At 69.1% G+C, this 16924-nt stretch carries 15 protein-coding genes and 2 tRNA genes; 10 read left to right on the top strand and 7 right to left on the bottom strand.

Annotated features, from left to right (window positions below; translation table 11 throughout):
- Window positions 1-16: 16 nt before the first annotated feature.
- Entirely contained in the window at window positions 17-307 is a 291-nt protein-coding gene (locus HL652_RS04625; protein ID WP_171704209.1) for a hypothetical protein, read from the bottom strand.
- A gap of 1 nt (window position 308) precedes the next feature.
- Window positions 309-379: transfer RNA gene (locus tag HL652_RS04630), tRNA-Gly, on the bottom strand.
- Between the two features lie 117 nt (window positions 380-496).
- Between HL652_RS04630 and HL652_RS04635 the strand changes: the two genes are divergently transcribed.
- Both HL652_RS04635 and tig read left to right on the top strand, forming a co-directional pair.
- A tRNA-Pro gene (locus HL652_RS04635) sits at window positions 497-571 on the top strand.
- Between the two features lie 42 nt (window positions 572-613).
- Window positions 614-1975: a trigger factor gene (gene tig / locus HL652_RS04640; RefSeq protein WP_171704210.1), complete on the top strand. Its 1362-nt coding sequence runs from the start codon at window positions 614-616 to the stop codon at window positions 1973-1975.
- 69 nt (window positions 1976-2044) lie between these two features.
- Here tig and HL652_RS04645 read toward each other — a convergent pair whose 3' ends face one another.
- The gene (locus tag HL652_RS04645; RefSeq protein WP_171704211.1) at window positions 2045-3010 is read right to left on the bottom strand and encodes an acetylxylan esterase; all 966 of its coding nucleotides are present in this window, start codon (window positions 3008-3010) and stop codon (window positions 2045-2047) included.
- 150 nt (window positions 3011-3160) lie between these two features.
- Between HL652_RS04645 and HL652_RS04650 the strand changes: the two genes are divergently transcribed.
- The 6 genes from HL652_RS04650 to HL652_RS04675 all read left to right on the top strand — a co-directional run bounded on the left by HL652_RS04650 (window position 3161) and on the right by HL652_RS04675 (window position 8803).
- Window positions 3161-3745, top strand: coding sequence for an ATP-dependent Clp protease proteolytic subunit (locus HL652_RS04650; protein WP_171704212.1), 585 nt, complete (start codon window positions 3161-3163; stop codon window positions 3743-3745).
- A 48-nt stretch (window positions 3746-3793) separates the two neighbouring features.
- On the top strand, window positions 3794-4459 hold the full coding sequence (locus HL652_RS04655; RefSeq protein ID WP_171704213.1) for an ATP-dependent Clp protease proteolytic subunit: 666 nt from the start codon (window positions 3794-3796) through the stop codon (window positions 4457-4459).
- A gap of 23 nt (window positions 4460-4482) precedes the next feature.
- Window positions 4483-5229 (top strand): AAA family ATPase, encoded by a 747-nt coding sequence (locus HL652_RS04660; RefSeq protein WP_171704214.1) that lies wholly within the window; start codon window positions 4483-4485, stop codon window positions 5227-5229.
- 33 nt (window positions 5230-5262) lie between these two features.
- Window positions 5263-6540, top strand: a complete 1278-nt coding sequence (clpX, locus tag HL652_RS04665; RefSeq protein WP_171704215.1) for an ATP-dependent Clp protease ATP-binding subunit ClpX — start codon at window positions 5263-5265, stop codon at window positions 6538-6540.
- Between the two features lie 158 nt (window positions 6541-6698).
- Window positions 6699-7823, top strand: a complete 1125-nt coding sequence (locus tag HL652_RS04670) for a benzoate/H(+) symporter BenE family transporter (RefSeq protein WP_253743641.1) — start codon at window positions 6699-6701, stop codon at window positions 7821-7823.
- Between the two features lie 2 nt (window positions 7824-7825).
- The gene (locus tag HL652_RS04675) at window positions 7826-8803 is read left to right on the top strand and encodes an aldo/keto reductase (RefSeq protein WP_171704216.1); all 978 of its coding nucleotides are present in this window, start codon (window positions 7826-7828) and stop codon (window positions 8801-8803) included.
- 13 nt (window positions 8804-8816) lie between these two features.
- Here HL652_RS04675 and HL652_RS04680 read toward each other — a convergent pair whose 3' ends face one another.
- Genes HL652_RS04680 through valS form a run of 3 tightly spaced genes read right to left on the bottom strand, consistent with a single transcriptional unit; the run spans window position 8817 to window position 12144 of the window.
- Window positions 8817-9059, bottom strand: a complete 243-nt coding sequence (locus HL652_RS04680) for a hypothetical protein (protein ID WP_253743642.1) — start codon at window positions 9057-9059, stop codon at window positions 8817-8819.
- Window positions 9059-9514, bottom strand: a complete 456-nt coding sequence (locus HL652_RS04685) for a GNAT family N-acetyltransferase (protein WP_171704217.1) — start codon at window positions 9512-9514, stop codon at window positions 9059-9061. Before HL652_RS04685 ends, HL652_RS04680 begins: the two co-directional genes overlap by 1 nt.
- Before the next feature lie 14 nt (window positions 9515-9528).
- Window positions 9529-12144, bottom strand: a complete 2616-nt coding sequence (gene valS, locus HL652_RS04690; protein ID WP_171704218.1) for a valine--tRNA ligase — start codon at window positions 12142-12144, stop codon at window positions 9529-9531.
- A gap of 134 nt (window positions 12145-12278) precedes the next feature.
- Between valS and HL652_RS04695 the strand changes: the two genes are divergently transcribed.
- Window positions 12279-13493, top strand: a complete 1215-nt coding sequence (locus HL652_RS04695) for a SpoIIE family protein phosphatase (protein ID WP_171704219.1) — start codon at window positions 12279-12281, stop codon at window positions 13491-13493.
- A gap of 29 nt (window positions 13494-13522) precedes the next feature.
- Here the strand turns inward: HL652_RS04695 and HL652_RS04700 are convergent, their stop codons facing one another.
- A complete protein-coding gene (locus tag HL652_RS04700; protein WP_171704220.1) occupies window positions 13523-15358 on the bottom strand; it encodes a phosphoenolpyruvate carboxykinase (GTP) in 1836 nt (611 codons plus the stop codon).
- A 114-nt stretch (window positions 15359-15472) separates the two neighbouring features.
- Between HL652_RS04700 and HL652_RS04705 the strand changes: the two genes are divergently transcribed.
- Window positions 15473-16912 (top strand): XRE family transcriptional regulator, encoded by a 1440-nt coding sequence (locus tag HL652_RS04705; protein WP_171704221.1) that lies wholly within the window; start codon window positions 15473-15475, stop codon window positions 16910-16912.
- Window positions 16913-16924: the final 12 nt, after the last annotated feature.

A 16924-nucleotide genomic window follows, 5' to 3' on the forward strand; every position in this document is an offset into this window, starting at 1 on the left:
CAGGACGAGCGCGCCGTCAGAGGGAGTCGACGAACTCGCGGAGGTCGCCGACGATCTCCTCGAGCGAGGTGCCCGACTTCGCGGCGAGCCGCGCCGCGAGCCAGGAGAGGCACACGATCGCCGCGGCGACCGTGTCGCCCGGGTCGGGGATCTCGTCGTCGGGAAGGCCCGAGTCGGGGGTGAGTCGCTGCAGAGCGAGCTCGAGAACCGCGATGTTGTCGGCCATCGGAGCCTCGGGCGACTGCGAGACCACGGCGTCGAGCAGCACGTGGGCGGCGAGCGTGCCGCCGGGCGGAACCTCGGCCACGAGGGGATGACGGGAATCGAACCCGCGTAATCAGTTTGGAAGACTGAGGCTCTACCATTGAGCTACATCCCCGAGCAGGGTTCTCACCCGGCACCCGACACATCGTAGTACAGCTTCGGCCCACCTGTGTGCCGGCTCGGTGTCGGGGCCGCACGGTGTGCAGTAGACTTGCCGAGGCCATTTCGCCGCCGGGGCGTAGCTCAGCTTGGCTAGAGCGCCCGCTTTGGGAGCGGGAGGTCGCAGGTTCGAATCCTGTCGCCCCGACACGAGGCCGAACCTCTCGAAACCCATCAGGAGACACCCAACGTGAAGACCACGGTCGAAAAGCTCAGCCCCACGCGTGTGAAGATCGCGATCTTCGTCACCCCAGAAGAGCTGAAGCCCAGCATTGATCACGCCTACGGCCACATCGCCGAGCAGGTCAACATCCCCGGCTTCCGCAAGGGCAAGGTGCCCCCGGCCATCATCAACCAGCGCGTCGGCAAGGAAGCCGTTCTCGAGCACGCGGTGAACGAGGGCCTCGACCGCTTCTACCGCGACGCCGTCACCGAGAACGAGCTGCGCCCGCTCGGCCGCCCGCAGGCCGACATCGTCGAGTGGCCGAAGGCCGCCGACTTCTCCGGCGACCTCGAGCTCGCCATCGAGGTCGACGTGCGCCCCGAAATCGAGCTGCCCGACTACGAGGGCTACGAGGTCACCGTCGAGCCCATCGAGGTCGCCGACTCCGACGTCGACGAGGAGCTCGAGCGCCTGCGCAGCCGCTTCGGCACGCTCGTCACCGTCGACCGCCCGGCCGCCAAGGGCGACTTCGCCCAGATCGACCTCGTCGCCACCGTCGACGACGTCGAGGTCGACACCGCCTCCGGTATCTCGTACGAGATCGGCTCGGGCGAGCTGCTCGAGGGCATCGACGAGGCGCTCGACACCCTCACCGCCGGTGAGACCACCACCTTCGAGGCGCCGCTGCTCGGCGGCGAGCACGCCGGCAAAGACGCGCTCGTCACCGTCACCCTCAACTCGGTGAAGGAGCGCGAGCTCCCCGAGGCCGACGACGACTTCGCCCAGATCGCGAGCGAGTTCGACACCCTCGACGAGCTGAAGGCCTCGCTCAAGGAGCAGGTCGAGAAGCAGAAGACCTTCGGTCAGGCTTCCGAGGCCCGCACCAAGATCGTCGAGTCGCTGCTCGAGAAGGTCGACGTGCCGGTGCCGCCCGCGCTCATCGAAGACGAGGTGCACCGTCACCTCGAGGGCGAGAACCGCCTCGAAGACGACGAGCACCGCGCCGAGGTCACCGAGTCGTCGACGAACACCTTCAAGACCCAGATCCTCCTCGACGCGGTCGTCGACCGTGAAGAGGTGAAGGTCTCGCAAGACGAGCTCACCCAGTACCTGGTGCAGTCCGCCGCCCAATACGGCATGGAGCCCAACGAGTTCGTGAAGATCCTCTCCGAGTCGAACCAGATCCCGGCCATGGTCGCCGAGGTCGCCCGCAACAAGGCGCTCGCCATCGTGCTGTCGAAGGCCAAGGTCGTCGACACCAACGGCAAGGCCGTCGACATCTCCGAGTTCACCACCCTCGCGGGTGACGACGACGAGGGCGACAACCTCCTCGACGCCGCTGACGAGCACGAGGGTCACGACCACGACCACGAGGGTCACTCGCACTAGTCGACCCCTCAGACGTAAGGCCCGCATCCTGCACCGGATGCGGGCCTTTCGTCGTATGACGGATGCGCGTCAGCGCACCCCGGCCAACCAGTCGGCCTGCTTCACCCACTGGTGCATCTGGCCGCCCTCGTGGCCGTTGTAGGGGTAGACCTCCATCGAGGCCTCGGCGGTGTAGTGGTTGAAGGCGGCGTACACGGTCGAGGGGAGCACCACCGGGTCCATCAGCGCCACCGAGAACAGGGCGGGAGCCGTCGCCCGGCGGGCGAAGTTCACACCGTCGAAGTAGGAGAGCGTCTCGAACACCGTCGCCTCGGCGTCGCGGTGCACCGAGAGGTAGCGGGCGAGCTCGGTGAACGGCGCTTCGGGGGTCGCCTCGACGGCGCGGCGGAAGTGGCACAGGAACGGGACGTCGGGCATCACGCCGAGCAGGTCGGGCACGAGCCCGGCGACGGCGATCGAGATGCCGCCGCCCTGGCTGCCGCCGGTCACGGCGATGCGGGTGGGGTCGACACCCTCGAGCGTCTTCACGGCGTCGATGAGTCGCACGCCGTCGGTGAACACGCGCCGGTAGTAGTACTCGTCGGGGTCGTGCAGCCCTTTCGACATGAAGCCGGGGGCGGCGGGGCCCGAACCGTGCGGGTCGGGGGTGTCGCCGCCGCTGCCCCAGGCGCTGCCCTGACCGCGGGTGTCCATGAGCACGTGCACGTACCCGGCGGACGCCCAGAGCGTCCTCTCGCCGGCGAGCCCGCGCCCGCCGCCGTAGCCGACGTACTCGACCACCACGGGCAGCGGGCCCTCGGCGTCGCGCGGGCGGGTGACCCAGGCCTTCACCGGCTCGCCGCCGAATCCCGAGAAGGTGAGGTCGTCGATGCGGAACGCCGTCACGGGCGTCGTCGCCGGGGTGAGCACCGCCTCCGTGCCCTGGGCGCGCGACTCGGCGAGAGTGCGCTCCCAGAAGGCGTCGAAGTCGGCCGGCTCCGCCACCTCGGGGCGGTACTCGCGCAGCAGGTCGAGGGGGAGATCGGTGAACGGCATCCGTGGTCCTTCGCGTCGTCGCCGGGGCGTTCTGCCCGGGGCATGACTGTTCTAGCACCTCCGCCGACTCTGCCGACGGCGAACAGCCGCCCCGCGGCGCGTTCCACCCAGTAGATTCAAACCACTGCAAGCGAATTGGAGCGACAACACATGGCCGAACAGGCTCTCCCATCCAGCGTCTTCGACCGGCTGCTGAAAGACCGGATCATCTGGCTCGGTTCCGAGGTTCGCGACGACAACGCGAACGAGATCTGCGCCAAGATCCTTCTGCTCGCCGCCGAAGACCCCAAGCGCGACATCTACCTCTACATCAACTCGCCCGGTGGCTCGATCACCGCGGGCATGGCGATCTACGACACGATGAAGTTCGTGCCGAACGACATCGTCACCGTGGGCATCGGCATGGCCGCCTCGATGGGGCAGTTCCTGCTCACCTCGGGCACCAAGGGCAAGCGCTACATCACGCCCAACGCCCGCGTTCTGCTGCACCAGCCGCACGGTGGTTTCGGTGGAACCGCATCCGACATCCAGACCCAGGCGCAGCTCATCCTGAGCATGAAGCAGCGCCTCGCCGAGATCACCGCGGCCCAGACCGGCAAGACGGTCGAGCAGGTCAACGAAGACGGTGACCGCGACCGCTGGTTCAGCGCGCAGGAGGCCCTCGAGTACGGCTTCGTCGACCACGTGCGCGAGTTCGCCACCGACGTCGCCGGCGGCGGCGGAACCGACGCCTGATCCCCGCACCGACACCGACGAATTCCTAGAGAACAGGTAAACAGAACGATGGAAACCCCCACCTTCGGTGCGAGTGCCTACCGCAACGGCACGATGCCGAGCGACCGCTACATCCTCCCCAGCTTCGAGGAGCGCACGGCCTACGGCTTCAAGCGCCAAGACCCCTACGCGAAGCTCTTCGAAGACCGCATCATCTTCCTGGGCGTGCAGATCGACGACGCCTCGGCCGACGACATCATGGCCCAGCTGCTCGTGCTCGAGTCGCAAGACCCCGACCGCGACATCGAGATGTACATCAACTCGCCCGGTGGCTCGTTCACCGCGATGACCGCGATCTACGACACGATGCAGTACGTGCGCCCGCAGATCCAGACGGTGTGCCTCGGCCAGGCGGCGTCCGCCGCGGCGGTGCTCCTCGCCGCCGGCACCCCGGGCAAGCGTCTCGCCCTGCCGAACGCTCGCATCCTCATCCACCAGCCGGCCACCGGTCAGGGTGGCGGCCAGGCCTCCGACATCGAGATCCAGGCCCGCGAGATCCTGCGCATGCGTACCTGGCTCGAGGGAACGCTCTCCAAGCACTCCAAGCGCTCGCTCGACGAGGTCAACAAAGACATCGACCGCGACAAGATCCTCTCCGCCGACGAGGCCCTCGAATACGGCCTCATCGACCAGGTGCTCACCTCCCGCAAGGCGGTCCCCGCCCTGGTCAGCTAGCAGCTGACCGAAGCACCCGCCTCATGTCCGAACAGGACTGGCTCACCGACAGCCGGGCCATCCGCGAGATCGTCTTCTTCGCGGATGCCCCGGCTGTCGCCGATTCCTGGCCCATGACCGTGCCAGCGGTGGCTCAGGTGCGCCGCGAGGGCCTCGAGCTTCCGCCCGGCATCACCTTCCTGGTCGGGGAGAACGGATGCGGCAAGTCGACGCTCCTCGAGGGCATCGCGATGGCGTTCGGGTTCCCCGCCGAGGGCGGCACCCGGCACGGCGGCGCATCGACGCGCGCCAGCGAATCTCCGCTCGGCGAATGGCTGAACCTGCGGCGGGGGCTGGTGGCGCCGCGGTGGGGGTTCTTTCTCCGGGCCGAGACGATGCACGGGTACTACAGCTACCTGGAGTCGCTGCCGCAGTCGCCTGACGGCGATCTGCACGAGATGAGTCACGGGGAGTCGTTCCTCGCGTTGCTCGACCGCAAGATCGACTCGCCGGGGTTCTTCTGCCTCGACGAGCCCGAAGCCGCGCTGTCGTTCCAGTCGACGCTGCGGTTCATCGCTCAGCTCGACGAACTGGTGCGGGCGGGGGCGCAGGTGGTGTGTGCGACGCACTCGCCGGTGTTGGCGGCGCTGCCGGGGGCGACGATTCTCGAGCTCGGGGAGTGGGGCATTCGGGAGACGACGTGGGAGGAACTGGAGATCGTCGCGCACTGGCGGAGGTTTCTCGACGCCCCGGGTCGGTATCTGCGCCACATCGTCGGTGGTACGGGTTAGGCTCGGGGGAACACAGCGAAGAGGAGGCTGGGTATGGCACGCATCGGAGAGAGCGCCGATCTGCTCAAATGCTCGTTCTGCGGAAAGAGCCAGAAGCAGGTTCAGCAGCTCATCGCGGGCCCCGGTGTGTACATCTGCGACGAGTGCGTCGAGCTGTGCAACGAGATCATCGAGGAGCGCCTCTCCGAGGCCAGCGAAGAAGCGGCCGGCGAGTTCGAGCTGCCGAAGCCCAAAGAGATCTACAACTTCCTCGAAGAGTACGTCATCGGCCAAGACGCCGCGAAGCGCTCGCTGAGCGTCGCCGTCTACAACCACTACAAGCGCACCCGCGCCCGCAACGCCATCGTCTCGGCCGAGGCCCAGGCGAACGAGGTCGAGATCGCGAAGAGCAACATCCTGCTCATCGGCCCCACCGGCTGCGGCAAGACCTACCTCGCGCAGACCCTGGCGAAGCGCCTCAACGTGCCGTTCGCGGTGGCCGACGCCACCGCCCTCACCGAGGCGGGCTACGTCGGCGAAGACGTCGAGAACATCCTGCTGAAGCTCATCCAGGCCGCCGACTACGATGTCAAGCGCGCCGAGACCGGCATCATCTACATCGACGAGGTCGACAAGATCGCCCGGAAGGCCGAGAACCCCTCCATCACCCGCGACGTGTCGGGGGAGGGCGTGCAGCAGGCGCTGCTGAAGATCCTCGAGGGCACGGTGGCGAGTGTTCCCCCGCAGGGCGGCCGCAAGCACCCGCACCAGGAGTTCATCCAGATCGACACGACGAACGTGCTGTTCATCGTCGCGGGCGCTTTCGCCGGTCTCGAAGAGATCATCTCGCAGCGCGCCGGCAAGCGCGGCATCGGCTTCAACTCGCCGCTCTACAGCAAGAAAGCCGACGCGAACCTGTTCGGCGAGGTGCTCCCCGAAGACCTCCACAAGTTCGGTCTCATCCCCGAGTTCATCGGCCGCCTCCCCGTCGTCACCACGGTCACGCCGCTCGACCAGGAGGCTCTCATGCAGATCCTCACCGAGCCGCGCAACGCCCTGGTGCGCCAGTACCAGCGCATGTTCGAGCTCGACGGGGTGGAGCTCGACTTCGACCGCGACGCGCTCGAGGCCATCGCCGACCTCGCCGTGCTGCGCCAGACCGGCGCCCGCGGCCTCCGCGCCATCATGGAGGAGGTGCTCGGCCCGATCATGTTCGAGGTCCCCTCCACCGACGAGGTGGGCCGCGTCATCGTCACCCGCGAGGCCGTGCTCGAGAACGCCGCCCCCACCATCGTGCCGCGCCCCGCGCGCCGCGAAGAGAAGTCGGCCTAGCCCTCCCGTCAGTCCGCCACCCCAGCGGGCTCCCGCCGGCTCCAGGGCCGGCGTGAACCGAGCGGCGGCCGACACCGCCCGGCCCACCGGAGGCACCCATCATCCAGCCCATCTCCGCCGGCATCGTCGCGGCCATCACCGGCTTCGCGAGCTCGTTCGTGCTCGTTGTCGCGGGTCTCCACGCCGTCGGCGCCACCGACGCCGAAGCGGCGAGCGGACTTCTCGTCGTCTGCGTCGTCAGCGGACTGTGCTGCATCATCCTCGCCGCCACCTTCCGCATGCCCATCTCGTTCGCCTGGTCGACACCCGGTGCCGCCCTCCTGGTCGCCGCCTCCGCCACCACGAACGACTTCAGGGCCGCCACCGGCGCGTTCCTCGTCTGCGGAGCGCTCATCGTGCTCTGCGGCCTGTGGCCCGCCCTCGGGCGCGCCATCACGAGCATCCCGCGCCCGCTGGCGAGCGCGATGCTCGCGGGCATCCTCTTCCCCATCTGCCTCGCACCCATCACCGCCGCCGTCGAGATACCCCTGCTGGCACTGCCGGTGATCGTCACCTGGCTCGTGCTGTTCCGCTTCGCGCCCCGCTGGGCGGTGCCGGCCGCCATGGTCGTCGCCGCGATCGGCATCGGCGTCTCGGCGGGCAGCGGCTGGCTGAACGATGCGAGCCTGGCACCCCAGGTGACCTTCGTCGCCCCCGTGTTCGACCCGCTCGTCATCGTGAGCCTCGGCCTGCCCCTGTTCATCGTCACCATGGCAGGCCAGAACGTGCCGGGCTTCGCCGTCATGTCGACCTTCGGTTACACCGTGCCGCCGCGCCCGGCCCTGCTCGCCTCCGGCATCGGCACCATGGCCGGTTCCTTCTTCGGTGGCCACGCCGTGAACCTCGCCGCCATCACCGCGGCCATCATGGCGGGCCCCGACTCGCACCCCGACCGCTCGAAGCGCTGGATCGCCACCGTCACCTCCGGCATCGGCTTCGTGGTCTTCGGGCTCTCCGCCGGCGTCGCCACCGCCCTCATCTCGGCGGCACCCCCGGTGCTCATCACCGCCGTCGCCGGGCTGGCCCTCCTCGGCGCGCTGGTGACGGCCGTGTCGAGCGCCATCGAGGTGCCGGCCCACCGCATCCCGGCCATCGCCACCTTCCTCGTCACCGCATCCGGAGTGACCATCGCGAGCATCGGCTCGGCGTTCTGGGGCCTCCTGGTGGGCGGTGTGATCATGCTCTGGACAGCCTTCCCCCGGCGGCGCACCGCCGCGCCCGCCACCGTCGACCCGAAAGGATGACCATGGACCACGTTCGCCTCGGCCGCTCCGGCCTGAAAGTGTCGAGCATCGTGCTCGGCTGCATGAGCTACGGCGAGCCGCACCGCGGCCCGCACGAGTGGACCCTCCCCGAAGACCAGGCGCGCCCCTTCTTCGTGAAGGCGATCGAGTCGGGCATCACCACCTTCGACACCGCCGACATGTACTCCGACGGCACCAGCGAGGAGATCACGGGCCGGATGCTCGCCGAGCTCGCGAAGCGCGACGAGATCGAGATCGCGACGAAGGTGTTCTTCCGCACCGGTGCGGGGGCCAACAACCAGGGGCTGTCGCGCGTGCACATCCTCGACGCCATCGACCAGAGCCTGCGCCGCCTCGGCACCGACTACGTCGACCTCTACCAGATCCACCGTTGGGACGACGAGACCCCCATCGAGGAGACGATGGAGGCGCTGCACGATGTGGTGAAGTCGGGCAAGGCGCGCTACATCGGCGCGAGCTCGATGTGGGCGTGGCAGTTCCAGAAGGCGCAGCACGTGGCCGAGACGAACGGATGGACGCGGTTCGTCTCGATGCAAGACCAGTACAACCTGCTGCAGCGCGAGGAGGAGCGTGAGATGCACAAGCTCACGCTCGACCAGGGCGTGGGTGTGTTGCCGTGGAGCCCGCTCGCGCGCGGGCGGCTCACCCGGCCCTGGGGCACCGACACGGCGCGCGAGGGCACCGATGCGGTGACGAAGTCGATGTACGGGCAGGCCGAGGCGGCCGACCGCGCCATCGTCGATGCCGTGGCTCAGGTGGCGGATGCGCGGGGCGTCTCGCGCGCGCAGGTCGCGCTGGCGTGGGTGCGTCAGCAGGAGGCGGTGACCGCTCCGATCGTGGGGGCCACGAAGCCGCAGCACCTCGACGACGCGGTGGCTTCGCTCGACGTCACGCTCTCGGCGGACGAACTCGCCGCGCTCGAGGCGCCGTACACGCCCCGGCTGCCCGAAGGGTTCTGAGCGGGCGCGGGCTTCAGCCTTCGGGCGCGGTGACGATCGCCGAGTCGGTCTCGGGGTCGTACTCGACGGTGGTCTCGTCGTCGAGCTCGACCACGGGCTTGCCCTCGAGCCAGGTGAGCGTCCAGCTCCACTCGGAGGCGTCGACGCCCTGCTCGGCGAGCTCGCCCTCGACCTCGTAGACCGCGTCGATCACGGGCTGGGGGAGCCGCGACGGCGGCTCGTCGCCGACCAGCCACCGGGTGCCGAGCTGGATCATCAGAGGGCCTTCTCGTAGGTGACCCACTTGGTCTTCTCGGCGACCTGGTCGTAGAGCTTGCGGGCGGTGTCGTTGTCTTTCGCGGTGATCCAGGTGACCACGGCGATGCCGCGCTCGCGCCCCACGGCGTAGACGCCCTCGATGAGGGCGCGGCCGACCCCACTCGTGCGCTTCTCAGGCAGCACGAACAGGTCGTCGAGGTAGATGCCCCGGTTGCCCTCGAGCGGCCGGGCGAACTCGCGGAAGTGCGCGAGCCCCACGATCTCGCCGCCGTCGTCGCCGGGTTCGACCGCCACGAGGCACTCGAGCTCGTTCGACGGGTCGATGATCCAGCTCCACACCAGCACGGCCTTCTCGTCGTGCAGGGGAGTCTCGTAGAACTCCCCGTACCCCGTGTAGACGGCGTGCCACGGGAAGAACTCTCCCGTTCCCACGGGTCGCACCTCGATGGGCATCGTCGCCTCCTGGTTCATCGTGCGGCCTCCGGCTGCTCCTCGGGCGCTAGAACTATATCGCTCACCGAGAGCTCCTCCGCGGAGGCGAAGCCGAGCTCGGCGATGCGCCCCACGGCCTTGAGGTCGCCGGCCACGAGCTCGAGCAGCTCGATCTCCTCGGCGGGCCCCGAGATGGTGGCCGAGGCCACGGGCACGCGCTGCGAGACCTTCGCCTCGGTCTTGGTGCGACGGATGGCGACGAGAGCGCGGCTGGCCAGCGCGAGCACGCGCGCGTCGGCGCCTTCCGTCATGAGCGCGGGCCACGCATCCGTCGGCCAGGCTGCCGTGTGCACGGAGTCGTCGTGGGTCCACGACCAGACCTCCTCCGTGGCGAAGGGCAGGTAGGGGGCGAACAGGCGCAGCAGCGTCTCGAGGGCGGTGCGCAGGGCGATGACCGCGGAGGCGCGCTCCTCGAGCGCTCCCTCGGCACGGTAGGCGCGCTCCTTCACCAGCTCGAGGTAGTCGTCGCAGAAGGTCCAGAAGAAGCGCTCCACCGTCTCGAGTGCCCGAGCGTGGTCGTAGGCGCGCAGGTCGGTGGTGGCGGAGGCGACCACCTGGTCGAGCTCGGCGAGCATGCCCTTGTCGAGCGGGTTGCTCACGGCGTGCGAACCCTCGGGCAGCTCGAAGCCGTAGACGAACTTCGCCGCGTTCAGGATCTTGATGGCGAGACGCCGCCCGATCTTGATCTGGGTCGGGTTCTTCTCGTCGAAGGCCGCGTCGGTGCCGAGCCGCGAGGATGCGGCCCAGTAGCGCACCGCGTCCGAACCGTGGGCGGCGAGGATGTCGGCGGGCGTCACCACGTTGCCCTTCGACTTCGACATCTTCTTGCGGTCGGGGTCGACGATGAAGCCCGAGAGGGCAGCGTTCGCCCACGGCTTCTCACCGGTCTCGAGAGCCGAGCGCAGCATCGTGGAGAACAGCCAGGTGCGGATGATGTCCTGCCCCTGCGGGCGCAGGTCGAAGGGGAACACGGAGTTCCACAGCTCCTCGTCGCGCTCCCAGCCGCCCGCGAGCTGCGGGGTGAGCGAGGAGGTCGCCCAGGTGTCCATCACGTCGACCTCGCCCTGGAAGCCGCCGGGAACACCCCGCTGGTCTTCGCTGTAGCCGGGCGCCGCATCCGACGACGGGTCGACGGGGAGCGACTCGGGGGCCGGCAGGATGGGCCGGTCGAACTCGGGGTTGCCGTCGGCGTCGAGCGGGTACCAGACGGGCAGCGGCACGCCGAAGAAGCGCTGGCGCGAGATGAGCCAGTCACCGGTGAGGCCGCCCACCCAGTTCTCGTAGCGCACGCGCATGAAGTCGGGGTGCCAGTCGAGCTCCTTGCCGAGCTCGATGAGGCGCGAGCGCAGCTGTTCGTCGCGGGCGCCGTTCGAGATGTACCACTGGCGGGTCGACACGATCTCGAGCGGGCGGTCGCCCTTCTCGAAGAACTTCACCGGGTGGGTGATGGGCTTGGGGTCGCCGATGAGCTCGCCCGACTCGCGGAGGAGCTCCACCACGGCCTGCTTGGCCGAGAACACGGTCTTGCCGGCCAGCTGTGCGTAGGCAGCCCGCCCCGCATCCGATTCGATGGCAGACGGAGCCTCGCTCACCACGCGCCCGTCGAAGCCGATGATGGCGCGGTTCGGCAGGTCGAGGTCGCGCCACCAGATGACGTCGGTGAGGTCGCCGAAGGTGCAGATCATGGCGATGCCCGAGCCCTTGTCGGCCTGCGCGAGGTGGTGGGCCACGACGGGCACCTCCACGCCGAACACGGGGGTGGTGACGGTGGTGCCGAACAGCGGCTTGTAGCGCTCGTCATCCGGATGCGCGACGAGGGCCACACAGGCGGGGAGGAGTTCCGGCCGGGTCGTCTCGATGAAGACGTCGTCGCCCGCGGCGCCGTTCTCGCCGACGCGGTGGAAGGCGAGGCGGTGGTAGGCGCCCGGCTGCTCCTTGTCTTCGAGCTCGGCCTGGGCGACGGCGGTGCGGAAGGTCACGTCCCAGAGGGTCGGTGCCATGGCCTGGTAGGCCTCGCCGCGCTCGACGTTTCGGAGGAAGGCCAGCTGGGATGCGGCCTGGGCCTCGCGCGAAATGGTGCGGTAGGTCTGGGTCCAGTCGACCGAGAGACCGAGGTCGCGCCAGAGCGACTCGAACTGCTTCTCGTCCTCCACGGTGAGGATCTCGCACAGCTCGATGAAGTTGCGCCGCGAGATCGGCACCTGGTCGGCGGCCTTCGACGACTTGTTGTCGCCGCCCTCGAACGGCGGGGTGAAGTCGGGGTCGTAGGGCAGCGACGGGTCGCAGCGCACGCCGTAGTAGTTCTGCACGCGGCGCTCGGTGGGCAGGCCGTTGTCGTCCCACCCGATGGGGTAGAACACCTTCTTGCCGCTCATGCGCTGGAAGCGCGCGATGACGTCGGTGTGCGTGTAGGAGAACACGTGGCCGATGTGCAGCGAGCCCGAGGCGGTGGGTGGCGGGGTGTCGATGGAGTACACGCAGCTGCGGCCGTGCTCGGCGGCAGCCGCGCGGTCGAACAGGTAGGTGCCGCGCTCCGACCAGGCGGCGTCCCACTTCGACTCGAGGCCTTCGAGAGCGGGTTTCTCGGGCATGCGTGCGGACATGATTCGGCCTCCCGGCGATATGGACGGCACCGTGTCAGGTGAAGAGGTGCCTACTGGTGATGTCCCCAGAATACCGGCTGCCGACTCGTGCGTGCTGACGGCGGCGGTTCTACGATCGAGTCATGAGCGGCGCGACGGAGGATGCCTGGTTCGACACCCCTGAGGAAGACGCGCGACTTGAGGCGGTGGCCGCGGTGGGGGTGCTCGGCACGCCGCCGGAGGAGCGGTTCGACCGCATCACCCGGCTCGCGCAGGAGCTGCTGCAGGCGCCGATGTCGTACCTCAACATGGTCGACCGCGACTCGCTCGTGGTGAAGTCGCCGCAGCCCGAGCCGGGGCCCGCGCCGCGCTACCCGTACGGCACCGCGTTCTGCGAGTACACGGTGCACGGCGAGGGTCTGTTCGAGGTTCCGGATGCGCGGCACGATCCGCGCTTCAGGGAGACCCCCGCGGTCACCCACTTCGGTGTCGGCTCCTACGCCGGGGTGCCGCTGCGGGTGCCCGGCGGGCTCGCGGTGGGAACGCTCTGCGTCATGCACCCCGAGGCGCGCTCGCTGAGCGCGGAGGAGCGCTCCCGGCTCGAGGCCCTCGGGCGCTGGGCGGAGGGCGAGCTGCGCGAGGGGCTCGAGGAGCCCGTCGACGCGGCGGGGGCCGCGAGCCGGGCGCACGAGCTGCCCTCGGTGCACGCCGGCTCGGTCGACGCCACCGCGCTCGCCCTGCCTTTCGGCGAGGTCAGCGGCGACCTGTACGGCTGGTCGGGCGACGACGATGCGATCGTCGCGACGCTCGGCGACGTGATGGGCAAAGGCCCGCGCGCCGGGGCCGTCGCCGAGGCGCTGCGGTCGGCGCTGCACTCCGGCACGGCCGACACCGACGGCGGTGCCGCGGAGTCGCCGGGTGAGGCGCTCCGGCGGGTCGCCCGTGAACTCGCTCCCCGGCTCGACGAGCTCGGCGCCTTCGTCACGCTCTTCCACGCGCGCATCGACACCCGCACGGGTGTGGTGGAGTTCGCGGATGCGGGCCACGGCCTCACCCTGCACCTCAGCCAGGCGGGTACCACCACCCGCCTCGCCTCGCACGACATGCCTCTGGGTCTCCACGACGAGGCTCAGGGCTGGGCGGTGCAACGTGTGCAGCTCGAGCGCGGCGACATCCTGCTGTCGGTCACCGACGGCATGCTCGACGCCTACGACTCCACGCTCGCGAGCCTCGACCGCATCGCGGAAGAGCTCCGCGCGCAGCCCGCGGTACCGGCCTTCCTCGACACGATGACCGCGCGCATAGCGATCGCCAGGGTCGATGACGACGTCACGATCCTGGCGATCACCTTCGGCTGAGACCCGGCCACCTGGGTCGCAGCCGGTTCCTACCGCACGTTGGCGCGGAGTGTGCTGAGTTCGCGGTGCAGCTGGTCGGGGATGCGGTCGCTGCCGAGCTCCTCGAAGTAGTGCTCGATCTCGTCGGCCTCACGGCTCCACGCGGCGCGGTCGACCGAGAGGATCGACTGCAGCTCCTCGTAGCCGAGGTCGAGTCCGTCGACGTTGAAGTCGCGCACCTTGGGGAGCTTGCCGACGGGGGTGTCGACCACCTCCACGTCGCCCTCGATGCGACGGACGATCCACTCGATGACGCGGGAGTTCTCCGAGAACCCGGGCCAGAGGAACTTGCCGTTCTCGTCTTTGCGGAACCAGTTCACCGAGAAGATGGGGGGCGCATCCGTTCCGAGCTTCTCACCGATGGTCAGCCAGTGACCGAAGTAGTCGGTGATGTTGTAGCCGCAGAACGGCAGCATCGCGAAGGGGTCGTGACGGAGGCGCCCGACGGCGCCCTCGGCGGCGGCGGTGGTCTCGGAGGCCATGGTCGCCCCCATGAACACGCCGTGCGACCAGTCGCGGGCCTGCGACACCAGCGGCACCGTCGAGGGCCGGCGGCCGCCGAACAGGATGGCGTCGATGACGACACCCTCGGGCGAGTCCCACTCGGAGGCGATCGACGGGCACTGGTCGGCGGTCACCGTGAAGCGCGAGTTCGGGTGCGCGGCCGGGGTGCTCGACGACGGGGTCCAATCGTTGCCCTGCCAGTCGATGAGGTGGCCGGGCGCCTTCGGGGTGAGCCCCTCCCACCAGATGTCGCCGTCGTCGCGCAGCGCGACGTTGGTGAAGATCGAGTTGCCCCACACGGTGTCGACCGCCGTCGGGTTGGTGGTGATGCCGGTGCCCGGGGCGACGCCGAAGAAGCCGCGCTCGGGGTTGATGGCACGCAGCTTGCCGTCGGGGCCGGGGCGCATCCAGGCGATGTCGTCGCCGATGGTCTCGACCTTCCAGCCCGGGATGCTCGGGTTCAGCATCGCGAGGTTGGTCTTGCCGCAGGCCGAGGGGAACGCCGCGGCCACGTGGTAGACCTTGCCGGCGGGCGAGGTGATCTTGATGATGAGCATGTGCTCGGCCAGCCAGCCCTCGTCGCGCGCCATCACCGAGGCGATGCGCAGCGCGAAGCACTTCTTGCCGAGCAGCGCGTTGCCGCCGTAGCCCGACCCGAACGACCAGATCTCGCGGGTCTCGGGGAAGTGGCTGATGTACTTGGCCGGGTTGTGCGGCCAGGCCACGTCGGGAATGCGGGTGCCGGCGTCGTCGACGAGCGGCATGCCCACCGAGTGCAGCGCGGGAACCCACGGCGTCTCGGGCTCGATGAGGTCGAGCGCAGCCTCGCCCATGCGGGTCATGAGCTGCATGCTCACCACGACGTAGGGGGAGTCGGTGACCTGCACGCCGAGCTGCGAGATGGGGCCGCCGAGCGGGCCCATCGAGAACGGCACGACGTACATGGTGCGGCCGCGCATGCTGCCGGCGAACAGCTTGGTGAGCTCCTCGCGCATCTCGAACGGGTCGCGCCAGTTGTTCGTGGGGCCCGCATCCTCCTCCTTCTCGGAGCAGATGTAGGTGCGGTCTTCGACGCGCGCGACGTCGGCGGGGTCGCTGCGGGCAAGGAAGCTGTTCGGGCGCCACTCCGGGTTGAGGCGGATGAGGGTGCCCTGGGCGACCATCATCTTGGTGAGCTCGTCCCACTCCCTGGTCGACCCGTCACACCACACGATCGAGTCGGGCTTGGTGAGGGCGGCGATGTCGCGCACCCATTCGTTGACGTCGGCGTTCTTGCTGGGGCCGTCGACGCCGACCATGGAGGTGGTTTCCAGAATGCTCATCGTGTGACCTGCTTCTTCGTCAAGGTGGCTGCGGTATTTCCACTATGACGAGCATCCGGAGCGGTATTCGTCTATTCTGCTGGAAAGATCGGCCGATTTTTACAGGAGGCGAAAATGGCGGACTCGACCGACCTCATCACGCTCGGGAGGCGCATCCGGCACCACCGGAAGGAGCGCGGGCTCACGCTCGACCAGCTGGGCGCGCGGGTGGGCGTGGTGGGCAGCCAGCTCTCGCTGATCGAGAACGGCAGGCGCGAGCCCAAGCTCTCGCTGCTGCAGGCGCTCTCGGCCGAGTTGGGTGTCGCCGTGCCCGATCTGTTGAGCCCCGAGGCTCCGGATGCGCGCACGGCTCTCGAGATCGAATTGAGCAAGGCGCAGGCGGGCCCCCTCTACGCCTCGCTCGGGTTGCCCGTCGTGCCGGCGAGCCGCAACCTGCCGCTCGAGACCCTCGAGTCGCTCGTGGGGCTGCACCGCGAGCTCACCCGGCGGGCGCGGGAATCCATCGCCACTCCCGAGGAGGCTCGGCGCGCGAACACCGAGAACCGGCTCGCGATGCGCGCGCGCAACAACTACCTGCCCGAGCTCGAGAAGCTCGCCGAGGAGACCATGGCCTCGGTGGGCCACACGACCGGCGCGCTGACGCACCGCAGCGTGTCGCTTTTGGCGGAGAAGCTCGGCTTCACCCTCATCTATGTCGACAACCTGCCGCACTCGGCCCGCTCGGTCACCGATCTGGCGAACGGGCGCATCTACCTGCCGCCGGCCTCGATTCCCGGCGGTCACGGCCTGCGGTCGATGGCTCTGCAGGCGGTGGCGCACCGCGTGCTCGGGCACACGCCTCCCGCGAGCTACGCCGAGTTCCTGCAGCAGCGGCTCGAGATCAACTACTTCGCCGCCGCCTGCCTCATGCCCGAGACGGCGTCGGTCGCCTTCCTGAGCGCCGCGAAGTTGCGGCGCGACCTCTCGGTGGAGGACTACCGCGACGCCTTCGGCGTCACCCACGAGGCGGCGGCCCTGCGCATGACGAACCTGTCGACGGCCCACCTCGACATGGGTGTGCACTTCTTGCGGGTGGGGGAGGACGGCGCCATCTACAAGGCCTACGAGAACGACGGCCTGCCGCTCCCGGTCGATGTGACGGGTGCCGTCGAGGGGCAGCTGGTGTGCCGCAACTGGGCGGCTCGCGGCGCGCTCGCGCGCACCAACCGCACCACGGAGTTCTACCAGTACACCGACACGCCCGCCGGTACCTTCTGGTGCGCCACCCAGACCGGCAAGACCGACGCCGGCTCGTTCTCCATCTCGTTCGGCGTGCCGTTCGCCGACGCCAAGTGGTTCCGTGGGCGCGACACCGACAAGCGGCAGCTCTCCCGCTGCCCCGACGAGTCGTGCTGCCGCAAGCCGGCGTCGGAGCTCGCCGAGCGGTGGTCTGACAACGCCTGGCCGAGCGCGAAGCTGCACGCGCACATCCTGTCGCCGCTGCCGTCGGGCAAGTTCCCGGGCGTCGACGAGAACGAGGTGTACCAGTTCCTCGAGGCGCACTCGGGGAGCTGAGGCGGTGCTGCG

The sequence above is a fragment of the Herbiconiux sp. SALV-R1 genome (assembly GCF_013113715.1).
In the GTDB taxonomy this organism is placed as follows: domain Bacteria; phylum Actinomycetota; class Actinomycetes; order Actinomycetales; family Microbacteriaceae; genus Herbiconiux.